This window comes from Streptomyces sp. NPDC029169 (assembly GCF_055563935.1).
This window is the reverse complement of the sequence record NZ_JBVHXA010000023.1, coordinates 11,233-33,292: the sequence shown is the minus strand read 5'-3', so window position 1 is coordinate 33,292 and position 22,060 is coordinate 11,233. Positions and strand designations below refer to the sequence as shown.

19 protein-coding genes are annotated in these 22,060 nt (G+C 70.3%); 7 read left to right on the top strand and 12 right to left on the bottom strand.

Features of this window, described 5'->3' with window-relative positions:
- Positions 1-44: 44 nt before the first annotated feature.
- Entirely contained in the window at positions 45-1,175 is a 1,131-nt protein-coding gene (locus tag ACZ4VI_RS32065) for a glycosyltransferase (protein ID WP_468004997.1), read from the bottom strand.
- On the bottom strand, positions 1,172-1,759 hold the full coding sequence (locus ACZ4VI_RS32060; protein ID WP_468004995.1) for an LbetaH domain-containing protein: 588 nt from the start codon (positions 1,757-1,759) through the stop codon (positions 1,172-1,174). The genes ACZ4VI_RS32065 and ACZ4VI_RS32060 overlap by 4 nt, the downstream gene beginning before the upstream one ends.
- Positions 1,760-1,865: 106 nt before the next feature.
- Between ACZ4VI_RS32060 and ACZ4VI_RS32055 the strand changes: the two genes are divergently transcribed.
- Positions 1,866-2,837, top strand: coding sequence for a GDP-L-fucose synthase family protein (locus ACZ4VI_RS32055; protein ID WP_468004993.1), 972 nt, complete (start codon positions 1,866-1,868; stop codon positions 2,835-2,837).
- 3 nt (positions 2,838-2,840) lie between these two features.
- On the opposite strand, the gene ACZ4VI_RS32050 is transcribed toward ACZ4VI_RS32055, so the two are convergent.
- Positions 2,841-4,220, bottom strand: coding sequence for an exopolysaccharide biosynthesis polyprenyl glycosylphosphotransferase (locus tag ACZ4VI_RS32050; RefSeq protein WP_468004992.1), 1,380 nt, complete (start codon positions 4,218-4,220; stop codon positions 2,841-2,843).
- Positions 4,221-4,713: 493 nt separating this feature from the next.
- Here ACZ4VI_RS32050 and ACZ4VI_RS32045 point away from each other — a divergent pair, with 493 nt between their 5' ends.
- Positions 4,714-5,295, top strand: a complete 582-nt coding sequence (locus ACZ4VI_RS32045; protein WP_468004990.1) for a hypothetical protein — start codon at positions 4,714-4,716, stop codon at positions 5,293-5,295.
- 165 nt (positions 5,296-5,460) lie between these two features.
- On the opposite strand, the gene ACZ4VI_RS32040 is transcribed toward ACZ4VI_RS32045, so the two are convergent.
- Positions 5,461-6,654 (bottom strand): RtcB family protein, encoded by a 1,194-nt coding sequence (locus ACZ4VI_RS32040; RefSeq protein ID WP_468004988.1) that lies wholly within the window; start codon positions 6,652-6,654, stop codon positions 5,461-5,463.
- Between the two features lie 172 nt (positions 6,655-6,826).
- Here ACZ4VI_RS32040 and ACZ4VI_RS32035 point away from each other — a divergent pair, with 172 nt between their 5' ends.
- From ACZ4VI_RS32035 to ACZ4VI_RS32025, 3 genes are all read left to right on the top strand, one after another.
- Positions 6,827-7,663, top strand: a complete 837-nt coding sequence (locus ACZ4VI_RS32035) for a DUF3558 domain-containing protein (RefSeq protein WP_468004986.1) — start codon at positions 6,827-6,829, stop codon at positions 7,661-7,663.
- Positions 7,664-7,783: 120 nt separating this feature from the next.
- Positions 7,784-8,503, top strand: coding sequence for a DUF3558 family protein (locus ACZ4VI_RS32030; RefSeq protein ID WP_468004984.1), 720 nt, complete (start codon positions 7,784-7,786; stop codon positions 8,501-8,503).
- Positions 8,504-8,642: 139 nt separating this feature from the next.
- On the top strand, positions 8,643-9,917 hold the full coding sequence (locus tag ACZ4VI_RS32025; RefSeq protein WP_468004982.1) for a DUF2637 domain-containing protein: 1,275 nt from the start codon (positions 8,643-8,645) through the stop codon (positions 9,915-9,917).
- A 70-nt stretch (positions 9,918-9,987) separates the two neighbouring features.
- Here the strand turns inward: ACZ4VI_RS32025 and lysS are convergent, their stop codons facing one another.
- Positions 9,988-11,712, bottom strand: a complete 1,725-nt coding sequence (gene lysS / locus ACZ4VI_RS32020; protein WP_468004980.1) for a lysine--tRNA ligase — start codon at positions 11,710-11,712, stop codon at positions 9,988-9,990.
- A gap of 180 nt (positions 11,713-11,892) precedes the next feature.
- Between lysS and argS the strand changes: the two genes are divergently transcribed.
- Complete coding sequence (argS, locus tag ACZ4VI_RS32015) at positions 11,893-13,653, top strand: arginine--tRNA ligase (protein ID WP_468004979.1); 1,761 nt, start codon at positions 11,893-11,895, stop codon at positions 13,651-13,653.
- Positions 13,654-13,740: 87 nt separating this feature from the next.
- Here the strand turns inward: argS and ACZ4VI_RS32010 are convergent, their stop codons facing one another.
- Complete coding sequence (locus ACZ4VI_RS32010; RefSeq protein WP_468004977.1) at positions 13,741-14,871, bottom strand: helix-turn-helix domain-containing protein; 1,131 nt, start codon at positions 14,869-14,871, stop codon at positions 13,741-13,743.
- 112 nt (positions 14,872-14,983) lie between these two features.
- Positions 14,984-15,262 carry a DUF1876 domain-containing protein gene (locus ACZ4VI_RS32005; protein WP_468005157.1) on the bottom strand — a complete coding sequence of 93 codons (279 nt, stop codon included), beginning with the start codon at positions 15,260-15,262 and terminating at the stop codon, positions 14,984-14,986.
- A gap of 140 nt (positions 15,263-15,402) precedes the next feature.
- On the opposite strand from ACZ4VI_RS32005, the gene ACZ4VI_RS32000 reads away from it, so the two are divergent.
- The gene (locus ACZ4VI_RS32000) at positions 15,403-15,960 is read left to right on the top strand and encodes a hypothetical protein (RefSeq protein ID WP_468004975.1); all 558 of its coding nucleotides are present in this window, start codon (positions 15,403-15,405) and stop codon (positions 15,958-15,960) included.
- Here the strand turns inward: ACZ4VI_RS32000 and hemB are convergent.
- The 5 genes from hemB to ACZ4VI_RS31975 all read right to left on the bottom strand — a co-directional run bounded on the left by hemB (position 15,944) and on the right by ACZ4VI_RS31975 (position 21,869).
- Positions 15,944-16,945, bottom strand: a complete 1,002-nt coding sequence (gene hemB / locus ACZ4VI_RS31995; protein WP_468004973.1) for a porphobilinogen synthase — start codon at positions 16,943-16,945, stop codon at positions 15,944-15,946. The two genes, ACZ4VI_RS32000 and hemB, sit on opposite strands and share 17 nt — an antisense overlap.
- A 130-nt stretch (positions 16,946-17,075) precedes the next feature.
- Positions 17,076-18,746 carry a bifunctional uroporphyrinogen-III C-methyltransferase/uroporphyrinogen-III synthase gene (locus tag ACZ4VI_RS31990; RefSeq protein ID WP_468004971.1) on the bottom strand — a complete coding sequence of 557 codons (1,671 nt, stop codon included), beginning with the start codon at positions 18,744-18,746 and terminating at the stop codon, positions 17,076-17,078.
- Complete coding sequence (hemC, locus tag ACZ4VI_RS31985) at positions 18,743-19,729, bottom strand: hydroxymethylbilane synthase (protein ID WP_468004969.1); 987 nt, start codon at positions 19,727-19,729, stop codon at positions 18,743-18,745. The genes ACZ4VI_RS31990 and hemC overlap by 4 nt, the downstream gene beginning before the upstream one ends.
- Positions 19,726-21,081 (bottom strand): glutamyl-tRNA reductase, encoded by a 1,356-nt coding sequence (locus tag ACZ4VI_RS31980; RefSeq protein WP_468004968.1) that lies wholly within the window; start codon positions 21,079-21,081, stop codon positions 19,726-19,728. The genes hemC and ACZ4VI_RS31980 overlap by 4 nt, the downstream gene beginning before the upstream one ends.
- Positions 21,078-21,869: a redox-sensing transcriptional repressor Rex gene (locus tag ACZ4VI_RS31975; protein WP_468004966.1), complete on the bottom strand. Its 792-nt coding sequence runs from the start codon at positions 21,867-21,869 to the stop codon at positions 21,078-21,080. The genes ACZ4VI_RS31980 and ACZ4VI_RS31975 overlap by 4 nt, the downstream gene beginning before the upstream one ends.
- Between the last annotated feature and the right edge of the window lie 191 nt (positions 21,870-22,060).

Genomic DNA, 22,060 nt, shown 5'->3' with positions numbered 1-22,060 from the left:
GACCTTCCAGGCGATAGGGGCTGAAAACGGGATGTATTCATCAGTTACTTCGGACAGCCCATGCGGCGGAGACCTCGGTACACGTCCTCGAGTCGGTCCGTCACCGCGCCGATCGAGAAGTCCTCCGCGACGGCGCGGTGGCCGGCGGCCACGAGCGCGTCGCGCTTGCCTTCGTCGACGAGCACGTCGCACACCGCATCGGCCATGGCCCGCGGACTGCCGTCGGTGACGACCGCCGCCCCACGGCGCGCCAGGTCCTCCGCGATGCCGCAGCCGTCGGTGCACACCACGGGCGTGCCCACGGACAGGGCTTCGATCACCGTCATCCCGAACGGCTCGTCGACACTGGGCAGCACGTACACCGCCGCCCTCCCGTAGGCCCGCAGGGCGTCGGCGTGGTCCAACGCCCCACCGTAGGAGACGACACTCTCGAGGCCGTGGGCGGCGATGAGCCGACGCACCACCGGCAGCGAACCCTCGTCCGCTCCGTGGAGGGTGAACCGTACGCCGGGCATCCTCCGGTGGACGAGAGCCGCCATCTCGACGAACGCGTCGGGACGCTTGCGCGGATGCAGCCGGGCCAGGAAGAGGACCTCCTGATCCCGCCGGTGGTCCGTATCGCGGCTGTGTTCGCGCCGCACCCCGTTGGGCAGCGTCAGCAGCGGCGGCCCCTCCGGGCCGACGACCTCGGCCACGGCACGCCGCTCCTGTTCGGTGAGCACCAGGCAGCCGCGGGCCCGGCGCAGCAGAGGCACGTACACGCGGTCGAAGAGCCTGACGGCGACAGCGCGCCGGGGTGCCACCATGCCGTGCGTCTGCGCCACGAAGTTCTTGCGTCGCAGCGTCGCCACGGCGAGTGCGGTGAGGGAGACGAGGTCGCGCCCGGCGTGGATGTGCACCACATCGGCGCTTCCCATGGCACGCCACAGGTCGCGGACGAGCAGCGGGTGCATGAGCCCTGTGAAGCGCCCCGGCAGCAGGCTGCGGGCCGGACGGCTGCGCAGCCGCACCGATCCGATGTGCCCCGGAGCCCGCGACCGGCCCTGCCACAGAGACACCAGCGCGACCTGATGGCCCCGTGCAGCGCATTCTTCGAGCTGCCCGGTCGCCACGCTGGTCGGGCCGCCGTACGCCCCGTCGTCGCTGACGAGGGTCACCACATGGACCACCCTCACGCCGCACCTCCCGCCGTGATGACGGCGCCCGGACCGATATCGCGGTGGGCGACCGCCGAGGCGCCCACCACGCCGCCGCGGCCGACGGTGACGCCGCGCAGCACGACCGCCCGTGCCGCGACCCACGCGCCGGCATCCAGCCGGATGGGCCCGTTGTCGAACTCGAAGGTGCGGCTGCGGCGCTGGTGGCTTCCCGTGCACAGCAGTGCGCCCTGGGAGATGCACACGTCGCTGCCGATCGTGATCTGCTCCAGGTTCAGCAGCCAGGCGTCCTCGCCGATCCACACGTCGTCGCCGATGTCGAGCCGCCACGGCCAGTGGACCCGCACGCGCTGACGGATGAGCACCCGCCGCCCGACGCGCGCCCCGAAGGCCCGCAGCAGGGCCGGCCGCCAGCGGGAGGGGAACCACCACTTGACGAAGACGAGATTGAGGACGGCGAGCCAGGCCGCCTGGACGAGCAGGGGGCGGCCCTTGTCGTAGCCGGCTCCCGTGAAGCCACGCAGGGAGCGCTCCACTTCGGCCCGGTGACCGGACGCGTCCGTATGTTCGGCGATGCCCTGTGCGGCTGCGGTCTGTTCCATTCGGGGCTACCCCTTCCTCAGATGCCCAATATCCCCATATAGGAGTTTCCGCTCTATCTCGGTTCGATACGGCACATATCGTCGTGTTGCGGGCAGACTCGGCCGCATGGAAGATCTGCTCGCCACCCCCGCCCGCGTGTACGTCGCCGGTCACCGCGGCCTCGTCGGTTCCGCCCTGGTCCGCCGCCTGACGGCCGACGGGCACGAGATCCTCGTCCGCACCCGGTCCGAACTCGACCTGCGTGACGCGTCCGCCACCGCGGCCTTTCTGCGTGACATCCGGCCGGACGCCGTCGTCCTCGCGGCCGCCCGAGTGGGCGGGATCATGGCCAACAGCACCTTCCCGGTGCAGTTCATCGAGGACAACCTGCGGATCCAGCTGAGTGTCATCGCGGGAGCACACGCCGCCGGCGTCCCGCGCCTGCTGTTCCTGGGCTCGTCGTGCATCTATCCGAGACTCGCGCAGCAGCCGATCCGCGAGGAGGCCCTTCTCTCGGGACCGCTGGAGCCGACCAACGAGCCGTACGCGCTTGCCAAGATCGCGGGCATCACGCAGGTGCGGTCCTACCGAAGGCAGTACGGTGCCGCGTACATCTGCGCCATGCCCACCAACCTCTACGGGCCGGGGGACAACTTCGACCCCGAGTCCTCACACGTGCTCCCGGCGCTGATCCGCCGCTTCCACGAGGCGAAGCGGGAGGGGCTCGACGAGGTCGTGCTGTGGGGCAGCGGCACTCCCCGCCGGGAGTTTCTGCATGTCGACGACCTCGCCGAGGCCTGCGTCACGCTGTTGCGCCGCTACGACGGCGACACACCGGTCAACGTCGGCTGCGGAGAGGACCTGACCATCCGTCACCTCGCCACGCTCATCGGCGAGGTCGTCGGATACGAAGGGCGCGTCGCCTTCGACACGACGAAGCCGGACGGCACCCCCCGCAAGCTGCTGGACGTCTCCCGACTGGCCGACCTCGGCTGGCGGCCGAGGATCGCCCTGCGGGACGGCATCGCCTCCACCTACGCCTCGTGGCTGGGCTCCCAGGAGTCCCAGGACGTGCCCGAGGCCGTGGTCCACGCCTGACCCTCAGTAGGCTCCGCGCCCGTTGAGGACGGCGCGGACCGTCCGGGCCAGCACGGTGATGTCCCAGCTCAACGACCAGTTGTCCACGTACCGCAGGTCGAGCGAGACGGTCTCCTGCCAGGACAGGTCCGACCGTCCGCTCACCTGCCACAGCCCCGTGAGACCGGGTTTCACGGTCAGTCGGCGCATCTCCACCCGGTCATAGCGAGCCACCTCCTCGGGCAGCGGCGGACGGGGCCCGACCAGCGACATGTGGCCGAGCAGAACATTGACCAGCTGGGGGAGCTCGTCCAGCGAAGAGCGGCGCAGAAGGCGTCCGACAGAAGTGACGCGCGGATCCCGCCGCAGCTTGAACATGTGGCCGTCGTGCTCGTTCGCCGTCGCCAGGTCGCTCTGCAGCTGGTCCGCCCCCACGACCATGGTCCGGAACTTCCACATGGGGAAGGGCACGTTGTTCCGGCCGACCCGGGTCTGGCGGTAGATGACCGGGCCCGGCGAGTTCAGGCGCACGGCGAGCATCAGCAGGGCGAACAGCGGAGCCAGCGCGACGACCAGGAGGAGTGCGCCCACCCGGTCCGTGGCGGCCTTCAGCAGTGCCGACAGGCCACCGCACGTCGGCGGTGAGATGTCCAGCAGCGTGAGGCCGGCCGCGGACGTGAGCCGAACCCTGCGCCGCGCGACCTCGACGACTCCCGGTACGACCATCAGCGGGCACCCGCGGTCGTGGAGGATCCACGACAGCTGTCGCAGCCGTTGCCCGGACATGTGCCCGCCGGTGGCCACGACGACGAGGTCGGCGGCGAGCGCCTCTGCCGCCTCGCCCACGGATACGCCGTCCTCCCCTCTGCCGCCCGGCCCGGCGGAGCCCGTCCGGGCGTGTACGGGTACGCCGGACAGCACCGCACCGTCCCCCACGACGACGGCCCCGACGACCCCGTACCCGTGGTCCGTGCGCTCGGCGAACTGCTCGACCACCGTGTCCACCGCGGCGGCCTCACCGATGACGAGCACCCGCCGCAGCGCCCGGGCCTGCCGACGCTCCGACAACAGATGCCGGTGGATCACCTTGCGGCAGACCACGGTGGCCAGGAGCGACGGGCACAGCGCGACGACCAGCGCCGCGGAGGGACCGCCGACACCGCACACGCCCCGCAGCGCCGCCAGGATCCCGAGGAGCAGCAGCCAGTCCCGGACCACGGGCCCCGTCGGTGCCCCTTCGTCCCACGCCCAGGGTGCATACCGCCCCGCGTGGACACCGATGAGGACCCACACGACAGCGGCCACCAGCGTCTGACTCACGGGGCCGGCCTCACCGGCCACATGGAGCGTCACCGCCACCGGCAGCGCGACCCCGGCGCCATCGACGGAGACGGCGACCGGCACATACCAGCCGGCAGTCCAAGCTCTTCGGGAGATTGCTCGCTGCGGCGTGACGGAGGCCGCCTGCCCTGACGCCGCGCTGGTGAACCGCTGCATGGCTACCCTCTGTGACCCCGACGAACACCTCATATGACTTCTATATCAACGCATGTAGAGGAATTTCGTACTTTCAGGAGATGTGTCTCGCCGGAGCGCAAGCCAGGTTCGGCCACAGGGGTGGTCCCACCTGGTGGCGACGCCGGGGCTGCCGGACTCGGGTCGGCGATACCGCCGGCCGATACCCGCACATGGCGGCATCCCTGCCCCCTTACGGTGCTCAATCGCGCCCGGATGGCGCAGGGATACGGGGTCCTGGAGCGCGGCGGCGGTAACGCCATGTCAATGTCGGGATGCCCCGCGGCGAACGCAGTTCCGAAGGTACACACCAAAGGAGGAACGGCGCGGAATTCCGCGGCGGTCGAGGTCTCGTCACACCCCAAGAAGGAGAAGAGATTTCATGCGAGCAATCACCGGAGCAGTTCGTGGGAAGCGACGGCCGGGCAAGGCCAGGGTGAAGTCGCACCTCGTCGGCCTCAGCCTGACGACGGCGATGGCGGTCGCCTTCGCCGGCTCGGCGGCCGCCGCGCCGCTGGTAGCGGGCCCCCCGTCCGGAGCCGGGGTGCAGCCCATCGAGGTCCCGGGCAACCCGGACTGCGTCGACGTCATTCCCCTCACGGACTTCCTGGAACCCGAGTTCGACACGAACACCGCACCTGTCAGCGGGACGACCCACCTTGTCCGCGACGGCCTGGAAGGGGACCTCACCCTCACCGTCAGCTCCACCCCCCCGGGGGAGGTGCCCTCGGGGCAGCTGCTGGAATTCTCGTTCAACCAGGACAGCGAACTCGATGTCGTCGCCGTCCTCGTCAAGGGCGGGGACAACGCCAACTTCTACGACTACCGCCCCCTCGGCGGCATCGCGGCCGACGACGAGCTGCACTCCCCGATCAACGCGAGCGGCAACTTCGCGGACCTGAGCCACGTCACCTTCTGCTTGGGCGAGGACGACTACCGGCCCCCGACGGCGAAGAAGGCCTGACGCCGGGAATCGGCCCCTGCCGGACATGATCCGGTGGGGCGGCAGCCAGAAGGAGGCCCGGGGAATACCCGGGCCTCCTTCTGGCGTACACATTAAATTCCGGCGGGAAACGCTCGACTTCATTCGACTTCGCGGTTCCGGAGAACGAACGTGCTGAGCCGGACCTCAGCCCTTGACGCAGATGACCTGCTTCAGCTTCGCGACCACCTCGACCAGGTCCCGCTGCTGATCGATGACCTTCTCGATCGGCTTGTAGGCACCCGGGATCTCGTCCACGACACCGGAGTCCTTACGGCACTCCACGCCCCGCGTCTGCTCCTCCAGGTCCCGCGTCGAGAAGCGCCGCTTCGCCGCGCTCCGGCTCATCTTCCGGCCCGCTCCGTGCGAGGCCGAGTTGAAGGACGCCTCGTTGCCAAGCCCCTTCACGATGTACGAACCGGTGCCCATCGAGCCCGGGATGATGCCGAACTCGCCGGAGCCGGCCCGGATCGCTCCCTTACGGGTGACCAGCAGGTCCATCCCCTCGTACCGCTCCTCCGCCACGTAGTTGTGGTGGCAGGAGATGACCGGATCGAAGGTCACCTTCGCCTTGCGGAACTCCCGCCGGACGACCTCCTGGAAGAGCGCCATCATGATCGCCCGGTTGTACTTCGCGTACTCCTGCGCCCAGAAGAGGTCGTTCCGGTATGCGCCCATCTGCGGGGTGTCCGCGACGAACACGGCCAGGTCCCGGTCCACGAGCCCCTGGTTGTGCGGCAGTTTCTGCGCCTCGCCGATGTGGTACTCGGCGAGCTCCTTGCCGATGTTCCGCGACCCGGAGTGCAGCATCAGCCAGACCGCACCCGACTCATCGAGACAGAACTCGATGAAGTGATTGCCCGATCCGAGCGTTCCCATCTGCTTTTGAGCACGCTCATGACGGAACTTGACCGATTCCGCGATCCCGTCGAAGCGCGACCAGAAGTCGTCCCACCCCGCCGTTGGGAACTGGAACAGCCGCGAGGGGTCCACCTCGTCCCGGTGCATCCCCCGCCCCACCGGAATCGCCTGCTCGATCTTCGACCGCAGCCGCGACAGATCCCCCGGCAGGTCGTTCGCCGTCAGTGACGTCTTCACCGCCGACATCCCGCAGCCGATGTCCACACCCACCGCCGCCGGACAGACCGCCCCGTGCATCGCGATCACCGAGCCGACCGTCGCGCCCTTGCCGTAATGCACGTCCGGCATCACGGCCAGGCCCTTGATCCACGGCAGCGTGGCCACGTTCTGGAGCTGCTGCATCGCGCCGCCCTCCACCGTGGAAGGATCGGTCCACATCCGGATGGGCACCTTCGCGCCCGGCACCTCTACATACGACATACTTCCTCGATTCCCCCAAAAGCCTGATAACGCAAAAACCGGCTCCAAGGCCCGTACAGGTGACGACGGACCGGCATCAACGGCAGCGCGTGCGATAGACATTGTGTCCACCGACCGGTCTCCGGCGGCAAAGGGTTTTCGGGGAAGTCTTCGGGAGAAGGGAGCCTGGAGCGTGCAGCGACAGGCGTACGTACCCGGTCTGACAGCGCTCGCCGCGGCGCTCGTCCTGGGGCTCACCGGATGCTCCTCCGGCGGCGGATCCGGCACCGGCGCCGTCGACTCCAAGGCCGGTCCCGCCGCCGCGGTCGCTCCCCCCGGCCGCTACCGCACCCTCTTCGAGCCCTGCGGCGCCGTCCCGCAGAACACGCTCCGGGACCTGCTGCCCGGTGCCGCCCAGCTCCCGGACGACGAGCGGGACGCGGCGTACCGCGGCTCGGCGGCCGTCACGTACGACACCGATCGCCGCGTCGGCTGCAGCTGGAAGGCGGACACGCCCGACGCCTCGCACCGGCTGCGGCTCGACATCGAGCGGGTGGTGTCGTACGACCCGGGTGTGAGCGACGACGACCGCGCGCAGGAGGTGTTCACCCGTAAGCAGGTCGCGGCGGACCTCCCCCAGCCGCCCCCGGCGACCACCCAGACGCCGGTCAGCCCCACCGGCACCCCTGGCACCACCCCGAGTGCTCCCCCGAGCGGCACGGCGAAGCCCACCGGCCCGACCGCCACCCCGCCGCAGGGCCAGACCCCGACCGGCGCCCCCACCACCGGTCTGGAGCCCCGTGTCCTGGAGGGGCTCGGCCAGGTCGCGTTCCTCGACGACACGCTCAGCGGCGGCGGGGCGAACGGGCGGCACCGCACCGTGAGCGTGGTGTTCCGCACATCCAATGTGGTCGTGACGATCGAGTACGCGGAGCAGACGACCGGTTCCGCGGAGGCCCCCGACAGCCGGGAGCTGCAGGAAAAGGCCCGGAATCTGGCCCGGCTGCTCGCCGAGCGGCTGGAGGAGTAGCCGTCCGGACCCGATCCGTGACCGCCCCGGGACCGCGTAACGTGTCGACGGCCCGGACCGTACCCGGACCGTACCCGGACCCGTGCCCGGACCGTACGACGACAAGCGACTGAGGGAACCATGCACCGATCAGCCCCGCGACTCACCCGCATACTCGCCTGCGCAGCCGTCCCGGTGATGCTCGTCGTCGCCGGCTGCTCCTCGGATTCCGACGGTGGTTCGGGTACTCCGGACAAGGGTTCGGCGTCCTCGGCGCCGAGCGCCCAGCAGTCGACGAAGGCGGTCGAGCCGGCGAAGTTCGCGGAGCTGCCGGACGTGTGCAAGTCGATCTCGGCGAAGACGACCGCGAGCCTGGTGCCGAAGGCGAAGGCGAAGAACGGTACGGCGGCGGCGTCCAGCGACACGGCGAGCCGCGGTGGCTGTTCGTGGAACGGTCTGGACGACAAGGGCGTGAAGGGCTCGCAGTACCGCTGGCTCGACGTCTCCTTCTACCGCTACGAGTCGGACGCCTCCCTGGGCAGTGGCGAGAAGCGCGCCCAGGAGAACTTCGCGAAGGAGCTGGCCAAGCTTCAGGCGACCGAGGGCGCGAAGAAGCTGCGGACGAGCGACGCCGCCGGTGTCGGCGACCAGGCGAAGTCCGTGGCGTACGAGCTGCGGAAGACCGGCGAGGACTTCAAGTACGCGTCGGTGGTGGCGCGTACGGGCAATGTGCTGGTGCTGCTGACGTACAACGGGGCGGGCTACGCGGGCGCGGACGCTCCCTCGGACAAGACGATGATGGAGGGCGCGGTGAAGGCGTCGAAGGAGGCCGTCGCGGCGGTCGCGGCCGCGAACAAGTAGGCCGGGGCGGCGCCGGGCGTCGCGTACACCCTCATTTGCGCGTGTTGTCGAGGAGCCTGTCCCTCCCCAGGGGGCCGGGCTCCTCTCGCGTGTGCCACGCTGTGCCCGCGAGATGTGGATTGACGGGAGGGGATCGCGGGTGGCCGCGGTGCAGCTGACACGCACGCACAAGATACTGATCGGTGTGGTGATCGCCGGTGCGGTGGTCATCGCCGGTATCGGTTTCGCGGGTTCCTACGCCGCTGTGCGTGAGCTCGCCGTGGAGAAGGGCTTCGGCACCTTCTCGTACTTCTTCCCGATCGGTATCGACGCCGGTATCTGTGTGCTGCTGGCACTGGATCTGCTGCTGACGTGGATCCGGATCCCGTTCCCGCTGCTGCGTCAGACGGCGTGGGTGCTGACGGCGGCGACGATCGCGTTCAACGGCGCGGCCGCGTGGCCGGATCCGCTGGGTGTGGGCATGCACGCGGTGATCCCGGTGCTGTTCGTGGTCGCGGTGGAGGCGGCGCGCCATGCGGTGGGCCGCATAGCCGACATCACGGCCGACAAGCACATGGAGGGCGTGCGGCTGACGCGTTGGCTGCTGTCTCCGATCCCGACGTTCCGCCTGTGGCGCCGGATGAAGCTGTGGGAGCTGCGCTCGTACGAGCAGGTGATCAAGCTGGAGCAGGATCGTTTGATCTACCAGGCGCGGCTGCAGGCGCGGTTCGGGCGGGCGTGGCGGCGGAAGGCGCCGGTGGAGGCGCTGATGCCGCTGCGGCTTGCGAAGTACGGTGTGCCGCTGGCGGAGACGGCGGCGGCGGGGCTCGCGGCGGCGGGTGTGGAGCCGGTGCTGCTTCCGCCGAAGCCGGTGATCGCCGAGCAGGTGCCGGTGCTCGCCGAGCAGGTGCCGGTGCAGCCGGTCCCGGTGGGTGCGGCGGCTCCGATGGCTCCGCAGCTCCAGCAGGGGCCGCAGGCACCGGATCCCCAGGGCTCCGAGGAATCGGTTCAGCAGGTTCCGCCGACGCACGACAGTCCGTGGTTCGCGGCGCAGCCGCTGCCGCCGGAGGCGTATGCGGGTACGTATGTCCCGATGTACGCGGAGGGCGAGGAGCCGCCGCTGGGGGCGCCGGAGCCCGAGGCCGTACCGATCCCGGCTCCCCGCCAGGAGCAGGAGCAGTTCGCCCCCGAGTACGCCGACCCCGAGTACGCCGACCCCGAACCGCTGATGGACGACTTCGCGGAGGCCGCGTACAAGGCGATGTGGGACTACATCGACGAGGAGCAGGAGTTCCCGACCGTCGAGCAGCTCGACATACGGCTCAGCGACAAGTTCGACATCAAGCACCCGCGCAGCGCGTCGCTGCTGCGTGAGCTGCACCCGCAGCTGCGTCGCCGCATCGAGCAGGAGTGGGCGGAGAACCACATCCCCTGACCGTCCCGGTCGTACGCAGGAGGGCCGTCACCCGCTCCGGGTGACGGCCCTCCTGTCGTCGGTACGACGGTTACGCGCCGAGCAGCTTGCGCACGCGGTCGGCGCCGACGGCGAGCAGCAGTGTCGGCAGGCGCGGCCCGGTCTCGCGGCTGACGAGCAGCTTGTAGAGCAGGGCGAAGAACGCGCGCTGGGCGACCTTCAGCTCGGGGGTCGGCTTGGCGTCGGGGTCGAGCCCGGCCATGACCTTCGGCACGCCGTAGACGAGCGTGGTCAGGCCGTCCAGGGACCAGTGCGTGTCCAGGCCCTCCAGGAGGAGGCGGAGCGACTCGCGGCTCTGGTCGTCGAGGGAGCCGAGGGTCTCGGTGTCCGGCTCGTCGCGGACGACGGTGCGCTGGTCGGCCGGGACCTGGGTGGTGATCCAGTTCTCGGCGCGGTCCAGGCGCGGGCGTACCTCGTCGAGCGAGGTCACCGGGTTCTCCGGGTCCAGGTCGGACAGGATCCGCAGGGTCTGCTCGTCGTGGCCGGCCGTGATGTCCATGACCGAGGCGAGCGTCCGGTACGGCAGCGGGCGCGGCGTGCGCGGCAGCTCACCGGCGGCGGTGCGCGCGGCCCGCGCGTACGCCGCGGCGTCCGCCGGCAGCACGGAGCCGTCGGCGACCTTGGCCTCCAGCTTGTCCCACTCGTCGTAGAGCCGCTGGATCTCCTGGTCGAAGGCGATCTTGAAGGACTGGTTGGGCCTGCGGCGCGCGTACAGCCAGCGCAGCAGCGGCGCCTCCATGATCTTCAGGGCGTCGGCCGGGGTGGGCACGCCGCCGCGCGACGAGGACATCTTGGCCATGCCGCTGATGCCGACGAAGGCGTACATCGGGCCGATCGGCTGGACGCCGCCGAAGATCTCGCGGACGATCTGGCCGCCGACGACGAACGACGAGCCGGGCGAGGAGTGGTCCACGCCGGAGGGCTCGAAGATGACGCCCTCGTACGCCCAGCGCATCGGCCAGTCGACCTTCCAGACCAGCTTGCCGCGGTTGAACTCGCTGAGCTTGACGGTCTCGGAGAAGCCGCAGTCGGTGCAGGTGTAGGCGAGCTCGGTGGTGTCGTCGTCGTACGACGTGACGGTCGTCAGGTCCTTCTCGCACTGCCCGCAGTACGGCTTGTACGGGAAGTAGCCGGCGGCGCCGCCGGAGCCGTCGTCCTCGTTCGCCGCGCCGGAGCCTTCCTCGGCCTCCAGCTCGGCGGCGTCGAGGGGCTTCTGCTGCTGCTTCTTCGGCGCCTTCTTCGTCCGGTACTGGTCGAGGATGGCGTCGATGTCGCCGCGGTGCTTCATGGCGTGCAGGATCTGCTCGCGGTAGGCACCGGCCGTGTACTGCTCGGTCTGGCTGATCGGGTCGTACTCGACACCCAGCTCGGCCAGCGACTCGACCATGGCGGCCTTGAAGTGCTCGGCCCAGTTCGGGTGCGGGGAGCCGGCCGGGGCGGGGACGGAGGTCAGGGGCTTGCCGATGTGCTCGGCCCAGGACTCGTCGACGCCCGCAACGCCGCCCGGCACCTTGCGGTACCGGTCGTAGTCGTCCCAGGAGATGAGGTGCCGGACCTCGTACCCGCGGCGCCGGATCTCGTCGGCGACCAGGTGCGGGGTCATGACCTCGCGGAGGTTGCCCAGGTGGATCGGGCCGGAGGGGGAGAGTCCGGAGGCGACGACGACCGGTTTGCCAGGCGCACGTCGCTCCGACTCGGCGATGACCTCGTCCGCGAAACGGGAGACCCAGTCGGTCTCGGTGCTGCTCTGAGCCACGGTCGGTACGTCCTCTTCCTTGATTCCCTCGAAAGCCTTGCAGCCTTACGTCAGCCATTCTCCCAGACGGAAAGACGGACTCCGAAGTTGTCCACAGGTGGAGAAAACACGTTGCCCACCCATGGGACACTTGACAAGCGATATAGCCCACCACCGAACCACCGACAGGAACGGAAGCTCATGGCCTCGGTCCCTTCCCTCGCTTCGACCGTGCAGCAGCGTCTCGCGGAAGGTCTCTCGGCAGCTCTGCCGGAGGCCGGTTCCGCCGACCCGCTGCTCCGACGAAGCGACCGGGCCGACTTCCAGGCCAACGGCATCCTGGCGCTCGCCAAGCAGCTCAAGGGCAACCCGCGTGAGCTGGCGACGAAGGTCGTCGAGGGCATCCCGGCGAACGACGTGCTGAAGGAGATCGAGGTCTCGGGCCCCGGCTTCCTGAACATCACGGTCAGCGACGAGGCGATCATCAGGACGCTCGCCGCCCGCGCCGCCGACGACCGCCTGGGCGTGCCGCTCGCGGAGAACGCGGGCACGACGGTGATCGACTACGCGCAGCCGAACGTGGCGAAGGAGATGCACGTCGGCCACCTGCGCTCCGCCGTGATCGGCGCCGCGATGGTCGAGATCCTGGAGTTCACGGGCGAGAAGGTGGTCCGCCGCCACCACATCGGTGACTGGGGTACGCAGTTCGGCATGCTCATCCAGTACCTGGAGGAGCACCCGCACGAGCTGGACCACAAGGAAGCCCAGGTGTCCGGCGAAGAGGCCATGTCGAACCTCGACCGTCTGTACAAGGCGGCGCGGAAGGTCTTCGACGCGGACGCGGAGTTCAAGACGCGGGCGCGCCGCCGGGTGGTCGACCTCCAGGCCGGCGACCCGCAGACGCTCGCCATGTGGCAGAGGTTCGTCGACGAGTCGAAGATCTACTTCTTCTCGGTCTTCGAGAAGCTGGACATGGACGTCCGTGACCCGGACATCGTCGGCGAGTCCGGCTACAACGACATGCTGGCGGAGACCTGCCGCATCCTGGAGGAGTCCGGCGTCGCCGTCCGCTCCGAGGGCGCGCTGTGTGTGTTCTTCGACGACGTCAAGGGCCCGGACGGGAACCCGACGCCGCTGATCGTCCAGAAGTCCGACGGCGGCTTCGGCTACGCGGCGACGGACCTGTCGGCGATCCGTGACCGGGTGCAGAACCTGAAGGCGTCGACCCTGCTGTACGTGGTCGACGCCCGGCAGTCCCTGCACTTCAAGATGGTCTTCGAGACCGCCCGCCGGGCCGGCTGGCTGAACGGGGACGTCAAGGCGGTCCAGCTGGCTTTCGGCACGGTGCTCGGCAAGGACGGCAAGCCGTTCAAGACCCGTGAGGGCGAGACGGTCCGGCTGGTGGACCTGCTGGACGAGGCGATCGACCGGGCCGCGTCCGTGGTCCGGGAGAAGGCGCGCGACCTGACCGAGGAGGAGATCGCCGAGCGGGGTGCCCAGGTGGGCATCGGCGCGGTGAAGTACGCGGATCTGTCGACGTCGGCGGCGCGGGACTACAAGTTCGACCTGGACCAGATGGTGTCGCTGAACGGCGACACGTCGGTGTACCTCCAGTACGCGTACGCGCGTATCAGGTCGATCTTCGGCAAGGCGGGCGACCGTACCCCGCTCGCCCACCCCGAGCTGGAGCTGGCCCCGTCGGAGCGCGCACTCGGTCTCCACCTGGACCAGTTCGGCGAGACCGTGGCCGAGGCCGCGGCGGAGTACGCCCCGCACAAGCTGGCGGCGTATCTGTACCAGCTGGCGTCGCTGTACACGACGTTCTACGACCAGTGCCCGGTCATCAAGCCGGAGCCGCCGAAGGAGGTCGCGGAGAACCGCCTCTTCCTCTGCGCCCTCACGGCCCGCACGCTCCACCAGGGCATGGCCCTGCTGGGCATCCGGACGCCCGAGCGCCTCTGATCCGCACGTACGCGAGACGCACGCGAGAGGCCCCGGCACGACACCCGTGCCGGGGCCTCTCGCGTACCGTCGCCGGCCGTCCGTGACTCAGCCCGCGGCCCACGCGTCCTTGTCGAACCGGTAGCTGTAGACCTTCTTGCCCTCCATGGCGCTGGTACGGAAGGGCTTGCCGCCGTCGTTCACGGGGATCGTGCCGCGCTGCTCACCGCTGCTCCACTCCACCTCCAGGTACCAGGAGACGAGATGGCTCTCGGTGTGCACGTCGAGGTTCAGGACCTGGGGGTCGGTGGTGGACACCTTGTACGGGAAGTCCTTGGCGGGCACCTTGTGGTCGCCGTCCTGGCCCGCGACGGCCTTGGGGGACGGGCGCTGCGCGTCGAGGTCGATGTCGAAGGTCTGGGGGGTGACACCGCCGCCGCAGCCGTCGCCCATGAAGTAGGCCGCCCCGGCGAGTGGCTCGGCGCGCTCCACCACCCGTACCTGCAGGCCGGTGATGACCACGGCGGCGTCGGTGCGTCCGGTGGCGGTGAGTTCCAGATTCATGTGGCCGCCGTCGACACCGTCGAATGCAGCCGCCCAGCCCCGTGAGTCCTGCGGCGGGGGCGGCGACGGGACCTTTTCGGGCTGCCGGTCGAGCATGTAGTGCTGCCCGCAGGGCCCTGCCCAGTTGTACGAGCTGATCCCGACGCTCAGGGGCGGTGCGGACGTGCCCCCGGCGGGCGCTTCGCCGGCCTTGTCCTGGTCGGCGTCCTGTTCGGCGCCGTCTCCGGACACCGACCGGCCGATGCCGTACGCGACGGGCACGGCGAGCGCGACGACGACGGCAGCGGCAAGGGCGATCCGAAGGCGTTTGCGTGAGCGGGAGGGCGCTCGCGCGGTGACGACAGGCTCGAGCTGGGGCGTCGAAGGCTCGGCGCCCTCGGACTCGACCACCGCCGGAGCAACCGGAGCAGGCTCCGGCGCGGTCCGCCGCCCCCTGGCGTCGTCGGCCAGGATCCAGCGGCGGTGGAGTTCGACCAGCTCCTCGCGCGTGGCCCCGCACAGCCGTCCCAGCCGCTCCACAGGCCCGAACTCCGTAGGGACGGCGTCTCCGTTGCAGTACCGGTGCAGCGTCGACGTGCTCATGTGCAGCTTGCGGGCCAACGCCCCGTAGCTGAGCCCGGATCGCTCCTTCAGCCCGCGTACGAGCTCCGCGAAACCGTCCGTCTCCGTTGCCACCCGCCCCGTCCCCCCTCGTCCAGCAGTCCCCCCATTGTCCCGTGCTGATCACGGCAGTACGACATGGTGGCGCCGATGACGACGCCACCTGTCGTGGGGCCGGCACACCCGCTCAGTGCGTAGGACGGATCGGACGGGACGTCCGGCCCGAGACCTCGTCGATCTCGGTGTGTGCCTTCTGGAGCAGCTGCGAGGCGAGATCCATGAGTGCGCGGGCACCCGCGATCTCCTCGCCGACCCGCAGTTGCTCCGGGTCGGACGGGTGCCTGTGGGCATTGCCGTGGGCGCGGAACTCGGTGCCGTCACCGAGCCGCACCATGGCGGCCGCACTCGTCCGGTCGCCATCCTCCTTGAATTCCATCTCGATGTGCCATCCGACGAGCGTGTGCATCATGAGGACCACCTCCTGAGGTACTTCCAGGGTGCGCCGCCCGGCTTCTCCTCACCAATCGGTGCGTGCCGACCATTAAGCATGCTCACTGTCCGTTAAATCATTTGCGCGGTGAGTGGCACCCGGGCAGACTGTTAGTCATGACTAACGAATTAGCTGGTACGGGGATCGTGGAGACCCATGCGCTCCCCGTCTTCGGACGGCCGGACGCCGGCCTCGTCCTGATCTCCGAGTGGCGGACGGAGGACGCGGAGCGGCGGCGGACCGTGATGGACGGAGTCATCGATGCCTGGGCGGGCGCCCGCCTGCCGGAGGCGTTCCTCTCCCGCTACTGCCTGGCGGGCTCCGACGGCCGCACGATCCTCAACATCGCCCAGTGGACGGACTCGGCCGCCCACCTCGCCTTCGCGGCCGACCCCGTGAACCAGCGGGCCATCGCCGACTCCATCCAGCCCCTGATCACGGTGGGCCCGCCCGGCCGCTACACCCTCGACCGCGTGGTGCGGCTCCGAGAAGCGCCCATACGCAGCCTGAGCACGACTCTGTCCGACGACGGCGTCGCCCAGTACGTCCACCGCGGCGAGGACGGCAGGCGTGTCCACGTCCTCACGGCCCACGAAGACGAAGAGGGCGGAACCGACCTGCGGTTCCGCCCCTATCGAGGAGTCGTACGGGACGTCGTCAGACCCCGCGGCTGAGCTTCTGGGCGACCTCGGTGGCCCAGTACGTCAGGATCATCTGCGCACCCGCGCGCCTGATCCCGGTCAGCGTCTCGAAGATGGCCTTGTCGCGGTCGATCCAGCCCTTCTCGGCCGCGGCCTCGACCATCGCGTACTCCCCGCTGATCTGGTACGCGGCGACGGGCACGTCCACGGCGTCGGCGACCTTCGCCAGGACGTCCAGGTAGGGACCGGCGGGCTTCACCATCACCATGTCGGCGCCCTCCTCCAGGTCGAGCGCCAACTCCCGCAGCGACTCACGGATGTTGGCCGGGTCCTGCTGGTACGTCTTGCGGTCGCCCTGCAGAGAGGAGGCGACGGCCTCGCGGAAGGGGCCGTAGAAGGCGGAGGAGTACTTCGCCGTGTACGCGAGGATCGAGACGTCCTCCTTGCCGATGGTGTCCAGCGCGTCGCGGACCACCCCGACCTGACCGTCCATCATCCCGGACGGCCCGACGACATGGACGCCGGCGTCGGCCTGGACCTGAGCCATCTCGGCGTAACGCTCCAGCGTGGCGTCGTTGTCGACGCGCCCGTGCTCGTCGAGGACTCCGCAGTGCCCGTGGTCGGTGTACTCGTCGAGGCAGAGATCCGACATGATCACGAGATCGTCCCCGACCTCGGCCTTCACATCCCGGATCGCGACCTGCAGGATCCCGTCCGGGTCCGTGCCCGCCGTACCGGCCGCGTCCTTCTTCTCGTCCTCCGGCACACCGAAGAGCATGATCCCGGAGACCCCGGCCTCCAGCGCCTCCACGGCGGCCTTGCGCAGGGTGTCGCGCGAGTGCTGCACCACGCCGGGCATCGCGGTGATCGGCCGGGGCTCAGCGATCCCCTCGCGCACGAACGCGGGAAGGATCAGATCGGCCGGGCTCAGCCGCGTCTCGGCCACCATCCGCCGCATGGCAGGAGTCGTCCGCAGCCGCCGCGGCCGCGCCCCGGGAAAGGTTCCGTACGAGTTCATGCGATCGAGGCTACGCCTGCGAACCCGGTGCACTTACCGACACCGTGTTGCCCCGCCCGCCCCGCCGGGCGGGCGGGGACGCAAGCGGGGTGCGGGGCCCCGGCAAGGCCCCGCACCCCGGGAAACCGGACTACGTCGTGCGCCGACGCCTCGCCCCCGGTCGCCGCTCGCTCGGCCGCGTCACCGGATCCCCCGCCTCCAGCGCCGCCGCCCGCCGCCGCAGACCGAAGTCCGCGAGCGCCTCCGCGAGCTTGTGCACCGACGGCTCCGGGGACAGCACATCCACCCGCAGCCCGTGCTCCTCCGCCGTCTTCGCGGTCGCCGGACCGATGCACGCGATCACGGTCACGTTGTGCGGCTTCCCGGCGATCCCCACCAGGTTCCGCACCGTGGACGACGACGTGAACAGCACGGCGTCGAAGCCACCGCCCTTGATCGCCTCACGCGTGTCCGCCGGCGGCGGCGACGCCCGCACCGTCCGGTAGGCGGTGACGTCGTCGACCTCCCACCCGAGCTCGATCAGACCGGCGACCAGCGTCTCGGTCGCGATGTCGGCGCGCGGCAGGAAGACCCTGTCGATCGGATCGAAAACGGGGTCGTACGGCGGCCAGTCCTCAAGGAGACCGGCAGCGCTCTGCTCACCGCTCGGCACCAGATCCGGCTTCACACCGAAATCGACCAGCGCCGCGGCCGTCTGCTCGCCCACCGCCGCGACCTTGATCCCGGCGAAGGCCCGCGCGTCGAGCCCGTACTCCTCGAACTTCTCCCGCACCGCCTTCACCGCGTTGACCGACGTGAAGGCGATCCACTCATAACGGCCGGTCACCAGACCCTTGACCGCCCGCTCCATCTGCTGCGGCGTCCGCGGCGGCTCGACGGCGATCGTCGGCACCTCGTGCGGCACCGCACCGTACGAACGCAACTGGTCGGAGAGCGACGCGGCCTGCTCCTTCGTGCGCGGCACGAGCACCCGCCACCCGAAGAGCGGCTTGGACTCGAACCACGCCAGCTGGTCCCGCTGCGCCGGGGCGCTGCGCTCGCCGACCACGGCTATGACCGGCCGGTGGCCCTCGGGCGAGGGGAGCACCTTGCCCTGCTTGAAGACCTGCGCGATCGTGCCGAGCGTCGCGGTCCAGGTCCGCTGCCGGGTCGTCGTGCCGCCGATGGTCACGGTGAGCGGGGTGTCCGGCTTACGGCCAGCCGCCACCAGTTCACCGGCCGCCGCCGCCACCGCGTCCAGCGAGGTGGAGACGACCACGGTGCCGTCCGAGGCGCCGACCTCGGTCCAGCAGCGGTCGTCGGCGGTACGGGCGTCCACGAAGCGCACATCGGTGCCCTGCGCGTCGCGCAGTGGAACACCGGCGTACGCGGGCACGCCCACGGCCGTGGCCACTCCGGGCACGACCTCGAAGGGGATGCCCTCGGCGGCGCAGGCGAGCATCTCCTGACCTGCGTTTCCGTCGAGGCCGGGGTCGCCGGTCACCGCACGGACGACCCGCTTGCCGGTGCGCGCGGCCTCCATGACAAGATTGGTGGCATCCCTCAACACGGGGACACCGGCGGTTGTTGACGCCTCGTCGACAACCGTCAGCTCAGGCGTGCTCACGCCCGCGCGCGCATGGCACCGGACGACTTCGAGCACCTCCGGCTCGGCGATCAGGACGTCCGCGCCGGAGAGGGCTTCGACGGCTCGGAGTGTCAGTAGTCCTGGGTCGCCGGGTCCGGCGCCGAGGAAGGTGACGCTCCCGTGGCCGAAGAAGGCCGAGGGCGCGGGGCTGGTGGTCGGGCTGGTGGGGCTCAATGTGCTCGCTCCCCCATAAGACCGGCCGCACCCTTGGCGAGCATCTCGTCCGCGAGTTCGCGTCCGAGCTGCATCGCCTCGTCGTGCGACGCGGGTACGGGACCGGTGGTGGACAGCTGCACCAGCGTCGAGCCGTCGGTGGTGCCGACGACGCCGCGCAGGCGCATTTCGGTGACAATCTGCCCGCGGCCGGAATCCTCGGCCAGCAGGTCGGCCAGCGCACCCACAGGTGCGGAGCAACCGGCCTCCAGGGCGGCGAGCAGGGAGCGCTCGGCGGTCACGGCGGCCCGGGTGTGCGGGTCGTCGAGCTCGGCGAGCGCGGCGACGAGGTCGGCGTCGGACGCCACGCACTCGATCGCCAGTGCCCCCTGGCCGGGGGCGGGCAGGACGGTGTCGACCGACAGGTGGTCGAGCGACAGGGAGCCGGTGAGCTCCTCCGTCCCGCCGATGCGGTTGAGACCGGCCGCGGCGAGAACCACCGCGTCCAGCTCTCCGCTTCGTACGTATCCGATGCGGGTGTCGATGTTCCCGCGGATCGGCACGGTCTCGATGGTCAGCCCGTGGCTGCGCGCGTACGCGTTGAGCTGGGCCATGCGGCGCGGCGAACCGGTGCCGATCCGGGCGCCCTCGGGCAGCCGGTCGAGCGTCAGTCCCTCGCGGGCGACCAGCACGTCGCGCGGGTCCTCGCGCTCCGGGATGGCGGCCAGCGCCAGCTCGGCCGGCTGCGTGGTCGGCAGGTCCTTCAGGGAGTGGACGGCGAAGTCCACCTCGCCCGCGAGGAGCGCGTCGCGCAGCGCGGTGACGAAGACGCCCGTACCGCCGATCTGCGCGAGGTGCTCACGGGAGACGTCCCCGTACGTCGTGATCTCCACGAGCTCGACGGGCCGGCCGGTCAGCCGCCGGACGGCGTCGGCCACATGTCCGGACTGGGCCAGGGCGAGCTTGCTGCGCCTGGTCCCGAGCCTCAGTGCCCTCTCGGTCATACTCGCCCTCGGTTCTTGACGTCGGCGTCATTCAGGTCGGCCCGGGAGACGGCGGCGACCGTCTCCGGGTCGAGGTCGAAGAGTGTCCGCAGCGCGTCGGCGTACCCGGCGCCGCCGGGCTCGCCGGCCAGCTGCTTGATCCGCACGGTCGGCGCGTGCAGGAGCTTGTCGACCACCCGTCGTACGGTCTGGGTGATCTCGGCGCGCTGCTTGTCGTCGAGGTCGGGCAGACGCCCTTCCAGACGGGCGACCTCGCCGGCCACGACATCGGCCGCCATGGCCCTGAGCGCGACGACGGTCGGGGTGATGTGCGCGGCGCGCTGGGCGGCGCCGAAGGCGGCCACCTCGTCGGAGACGATGGAGCGGACCTGGTCGACGTCGGCGGCCATCGGCGCGTCGGCGGAGGCCTCGGCGAGCGACTCGATGTCGACGAGCCGGACACCCGGCACGCGGTGGGCGGCGGCGTCGATGTCGCGGGGCATGGCGAGGTCGAGCAGGGCGAGCGGGCCCGTACGGCCCGTCATCGCGGTCTCGACGGCCTCGCCGGTCAGGACGAGTCCGGTGGCTCCGGTGCAGGAGACGACGATGTCGGCACGTGTCAGTTCGTCGCCGACGGCAACCATCTCGACCGCGCGCGCGGCCACACCCGTGCCGCCGGGCTCGGTGAGGATCTGGACGAGCCGCTCGGCGCGGGCGGCCGTACGGTTGGCGATCACGATCTCGGAGACCCCGACCCGCGCGAGCGTGGCGGCGGCCAGCGAGGACATCGAGCCGGCGCCGATGACCACCGCGCGCTTGCCCGCGGCCCAGGCGTTCACGTCCGTACCGTCGGCGAGCTGCTCAAGGCCGAAGGTGACGAGCGACTGCCCGGCCCGGTCGATCCCGGTCTCGCTGTGGGCGCGCTTGCCGACCCGCAGCGCCTGCTGGAACAGGTCGTTCAGGAGCCGGCCCGCGGTGTGCAGGTCCTGGCCGAGCGCGAGGGCGTCCTTGATCTGGCCGAGGATCTGGCCCTCGCCGACGACCATGGAGTCAAGGCCGCAGGCCACCGAGAAGAGGTGGTGGACGGCCCGGTCCTCGTAGTGCACGTAGAGATAGGGGGTGAGCTCCTCCAGCCCGACGCCGCTGTGCTGGGCGAGGAGCGTGGACAGCTCGGCGACTCCGGCGTGGAACTTGTCCACGTCGGCGTAGAGCTCGATGCGGTTGCAGGTGGCCAGGACGGCGCCCTCGGCGGCCGGTTCGGCGGCGAGGGTGTCCTGGAGCAGCTTGGCCTGGGTGTCCGGGGCGAGCGCGGCCCGCTCCAGCACGCTGACCGGGGCGCTGCGGTGGCTGAGTCCGACGACGAGGAGGCTCATGCCGGCATCACGGCGGGGACGTCCCCGTCGGGTCCCTTGCGGCCGGAGCCCTTGGACTGGTTCTCGCCCGCCGTGGAGAGGGGCACGGGCGGCGCCGGTACGGCGGCGACCTCGGTGTCCGCCTCCTCACCGGCCTTGCGCTGCTCGTGGAAGGCGAGGATCTGCAGCTCGATGGAGAGGTCGACCTTGCGGACGTCCACGCCGTCGGGCACGGAGAGCACGGTCGGGGCGAAGTTCAGGATGGAGGTGACCCCGGCGGCCACGAGCCGGTCGCAGACCTGCTGGGCGGCACCGGCGGGCGTGGAGATGACGCCGATGGAGACACCCTGGTCCGAGATGATCTTCTCGAGCTCGTCGGTGTGCTGGACGGGGATCCCGGCGACGGGCGTGCCCGCCATGGCGGGGTCGGCGTCGATCAGCGCGGCGACCCGGAAGCCGCGGGAGGCGAATCCGCCGTAGTTGGCGAGGGCCGCGCCGAGGTTACCGATACCGACGATGACGACGGGCCAGTCCTGGGTCAGGCCGAGCTCGCGGGAGATCTGGTAGACGAGGTACTCGACGTCGTAGCCGACACCGCGCGTCCCGTACGAGCCGAGGTAGCTGAAGTCCTTGCGGAGCTTGGCGGAGTTGACCCCCGCTGCGGCGGCGAGCTCCTCGGAGGAGACCGTGGGTACGGAGCGCTCCGACAGTGCGGTGAGCGCACGCAGATACAGCGGAAGCCGGGCGACGGTGGCCTCGGGAATTCCTCGGCTACGGGTCGCCGGTCGGTGAGTTCGGCCAGTTGCCACGGTGCTCCTGCGGGATGAGCGGGGCTGCAGGCGGCCGTGTGTCCCAAGACCGCCCCGTCGAATGCAGGCTATGTCTTTGTGAACGCGTGCACAAAGATGGTGTCCGTTTTGTCCGGCCAAAGTGACCGGGGTCACGCGACCGGATCGCGCCAGGACGGAACCAGGGAGCGCGTCAGCCCGTTGAGAACCCG

Excerpts from the sequence above, each read along its gene's own strand:
- ACZ4VI_RS32060 (WP_468004995.1), bottom strand. The coding sequence starts at position 1,759 with ATGGAACAGACCGCAGCCGCACAGGGCATCGCCGAACATACGGACGCG.
- ACZ4VI_RS32055 (WP_468004993.1), top strand. The coding sequence starts at position 1,866 with ATGGAAGATCTGCTCGCCACCCCCGCCCGCGTGTACGTCGCCGGTCAC.
- ACZ4VI_RS32045 (WP_468004990.1), top strand. The coding sequence starts at position 4,714 with ATGCGAGCAATCACCGGAGCAGTTCGTGGGAAGCGACGGCCGGGCAAG.
- ACZ4VI_RS32040 (WP_468004988.1), bottom strand. The coding sequence starts at position 6,654 with ATGTCGTATGTAGAGGTGCCGGGCGCGAAGGTGCCCATCCGGATGTGG.
- ACZ4VI_RS32030 (WP_468004984.1), top strand. The coding sequence starts at position 7,784 with ATGCACCGATCAGCCCCGCGACTCACCCGCATACTCGCCTGCGCAGCC.
- argS (WP_468004979.1), top strand. The coding sequence starts at position 11,893 with ATGGCCTCGGTCCCTTCCCTCGCTTCGACCGTGCAGCAGCGTCTCGCG.
- ACZ4VI_RS32005 (WP_468005157.1), bottom strand. The coding sequence starts at position 15,262 with ATGCACACGCTCGTCGGATGGCACATCGAGATGGAATTCAAGGAGGAT.
- ACZ4VI_RS32000 (WP_468004975.1), top strand. The coding sequence starts at position 15,403 with ATGACTAACGAATTAGCTGGTACGGGGATCGTGGAGACCCATGCGCTC.
- hemB (WP_468004973.1), bottom strand. The coding sequence starts at position 16,945 with ATGAACTCGTACGGAACCTTTCCCGGGGCGCGGCCGCGGCGGCTGCGG.
- hemC (WP_468004969.1), bottom strand. The coding sequence starts at position 19,729 with ATGACCGAGAGGGCACTGAGGCTCGGGACCAGGCGCAGCAAGCTCGCC.
- ACZ4VI_RS31980 (WP_468004968.1), bottom strand. The coding sequence starts at position 21,081 with ATGAGCCTCCTCGTCGTCGGACTCAGCCACCGCAGCGCCCCGGTCAGC.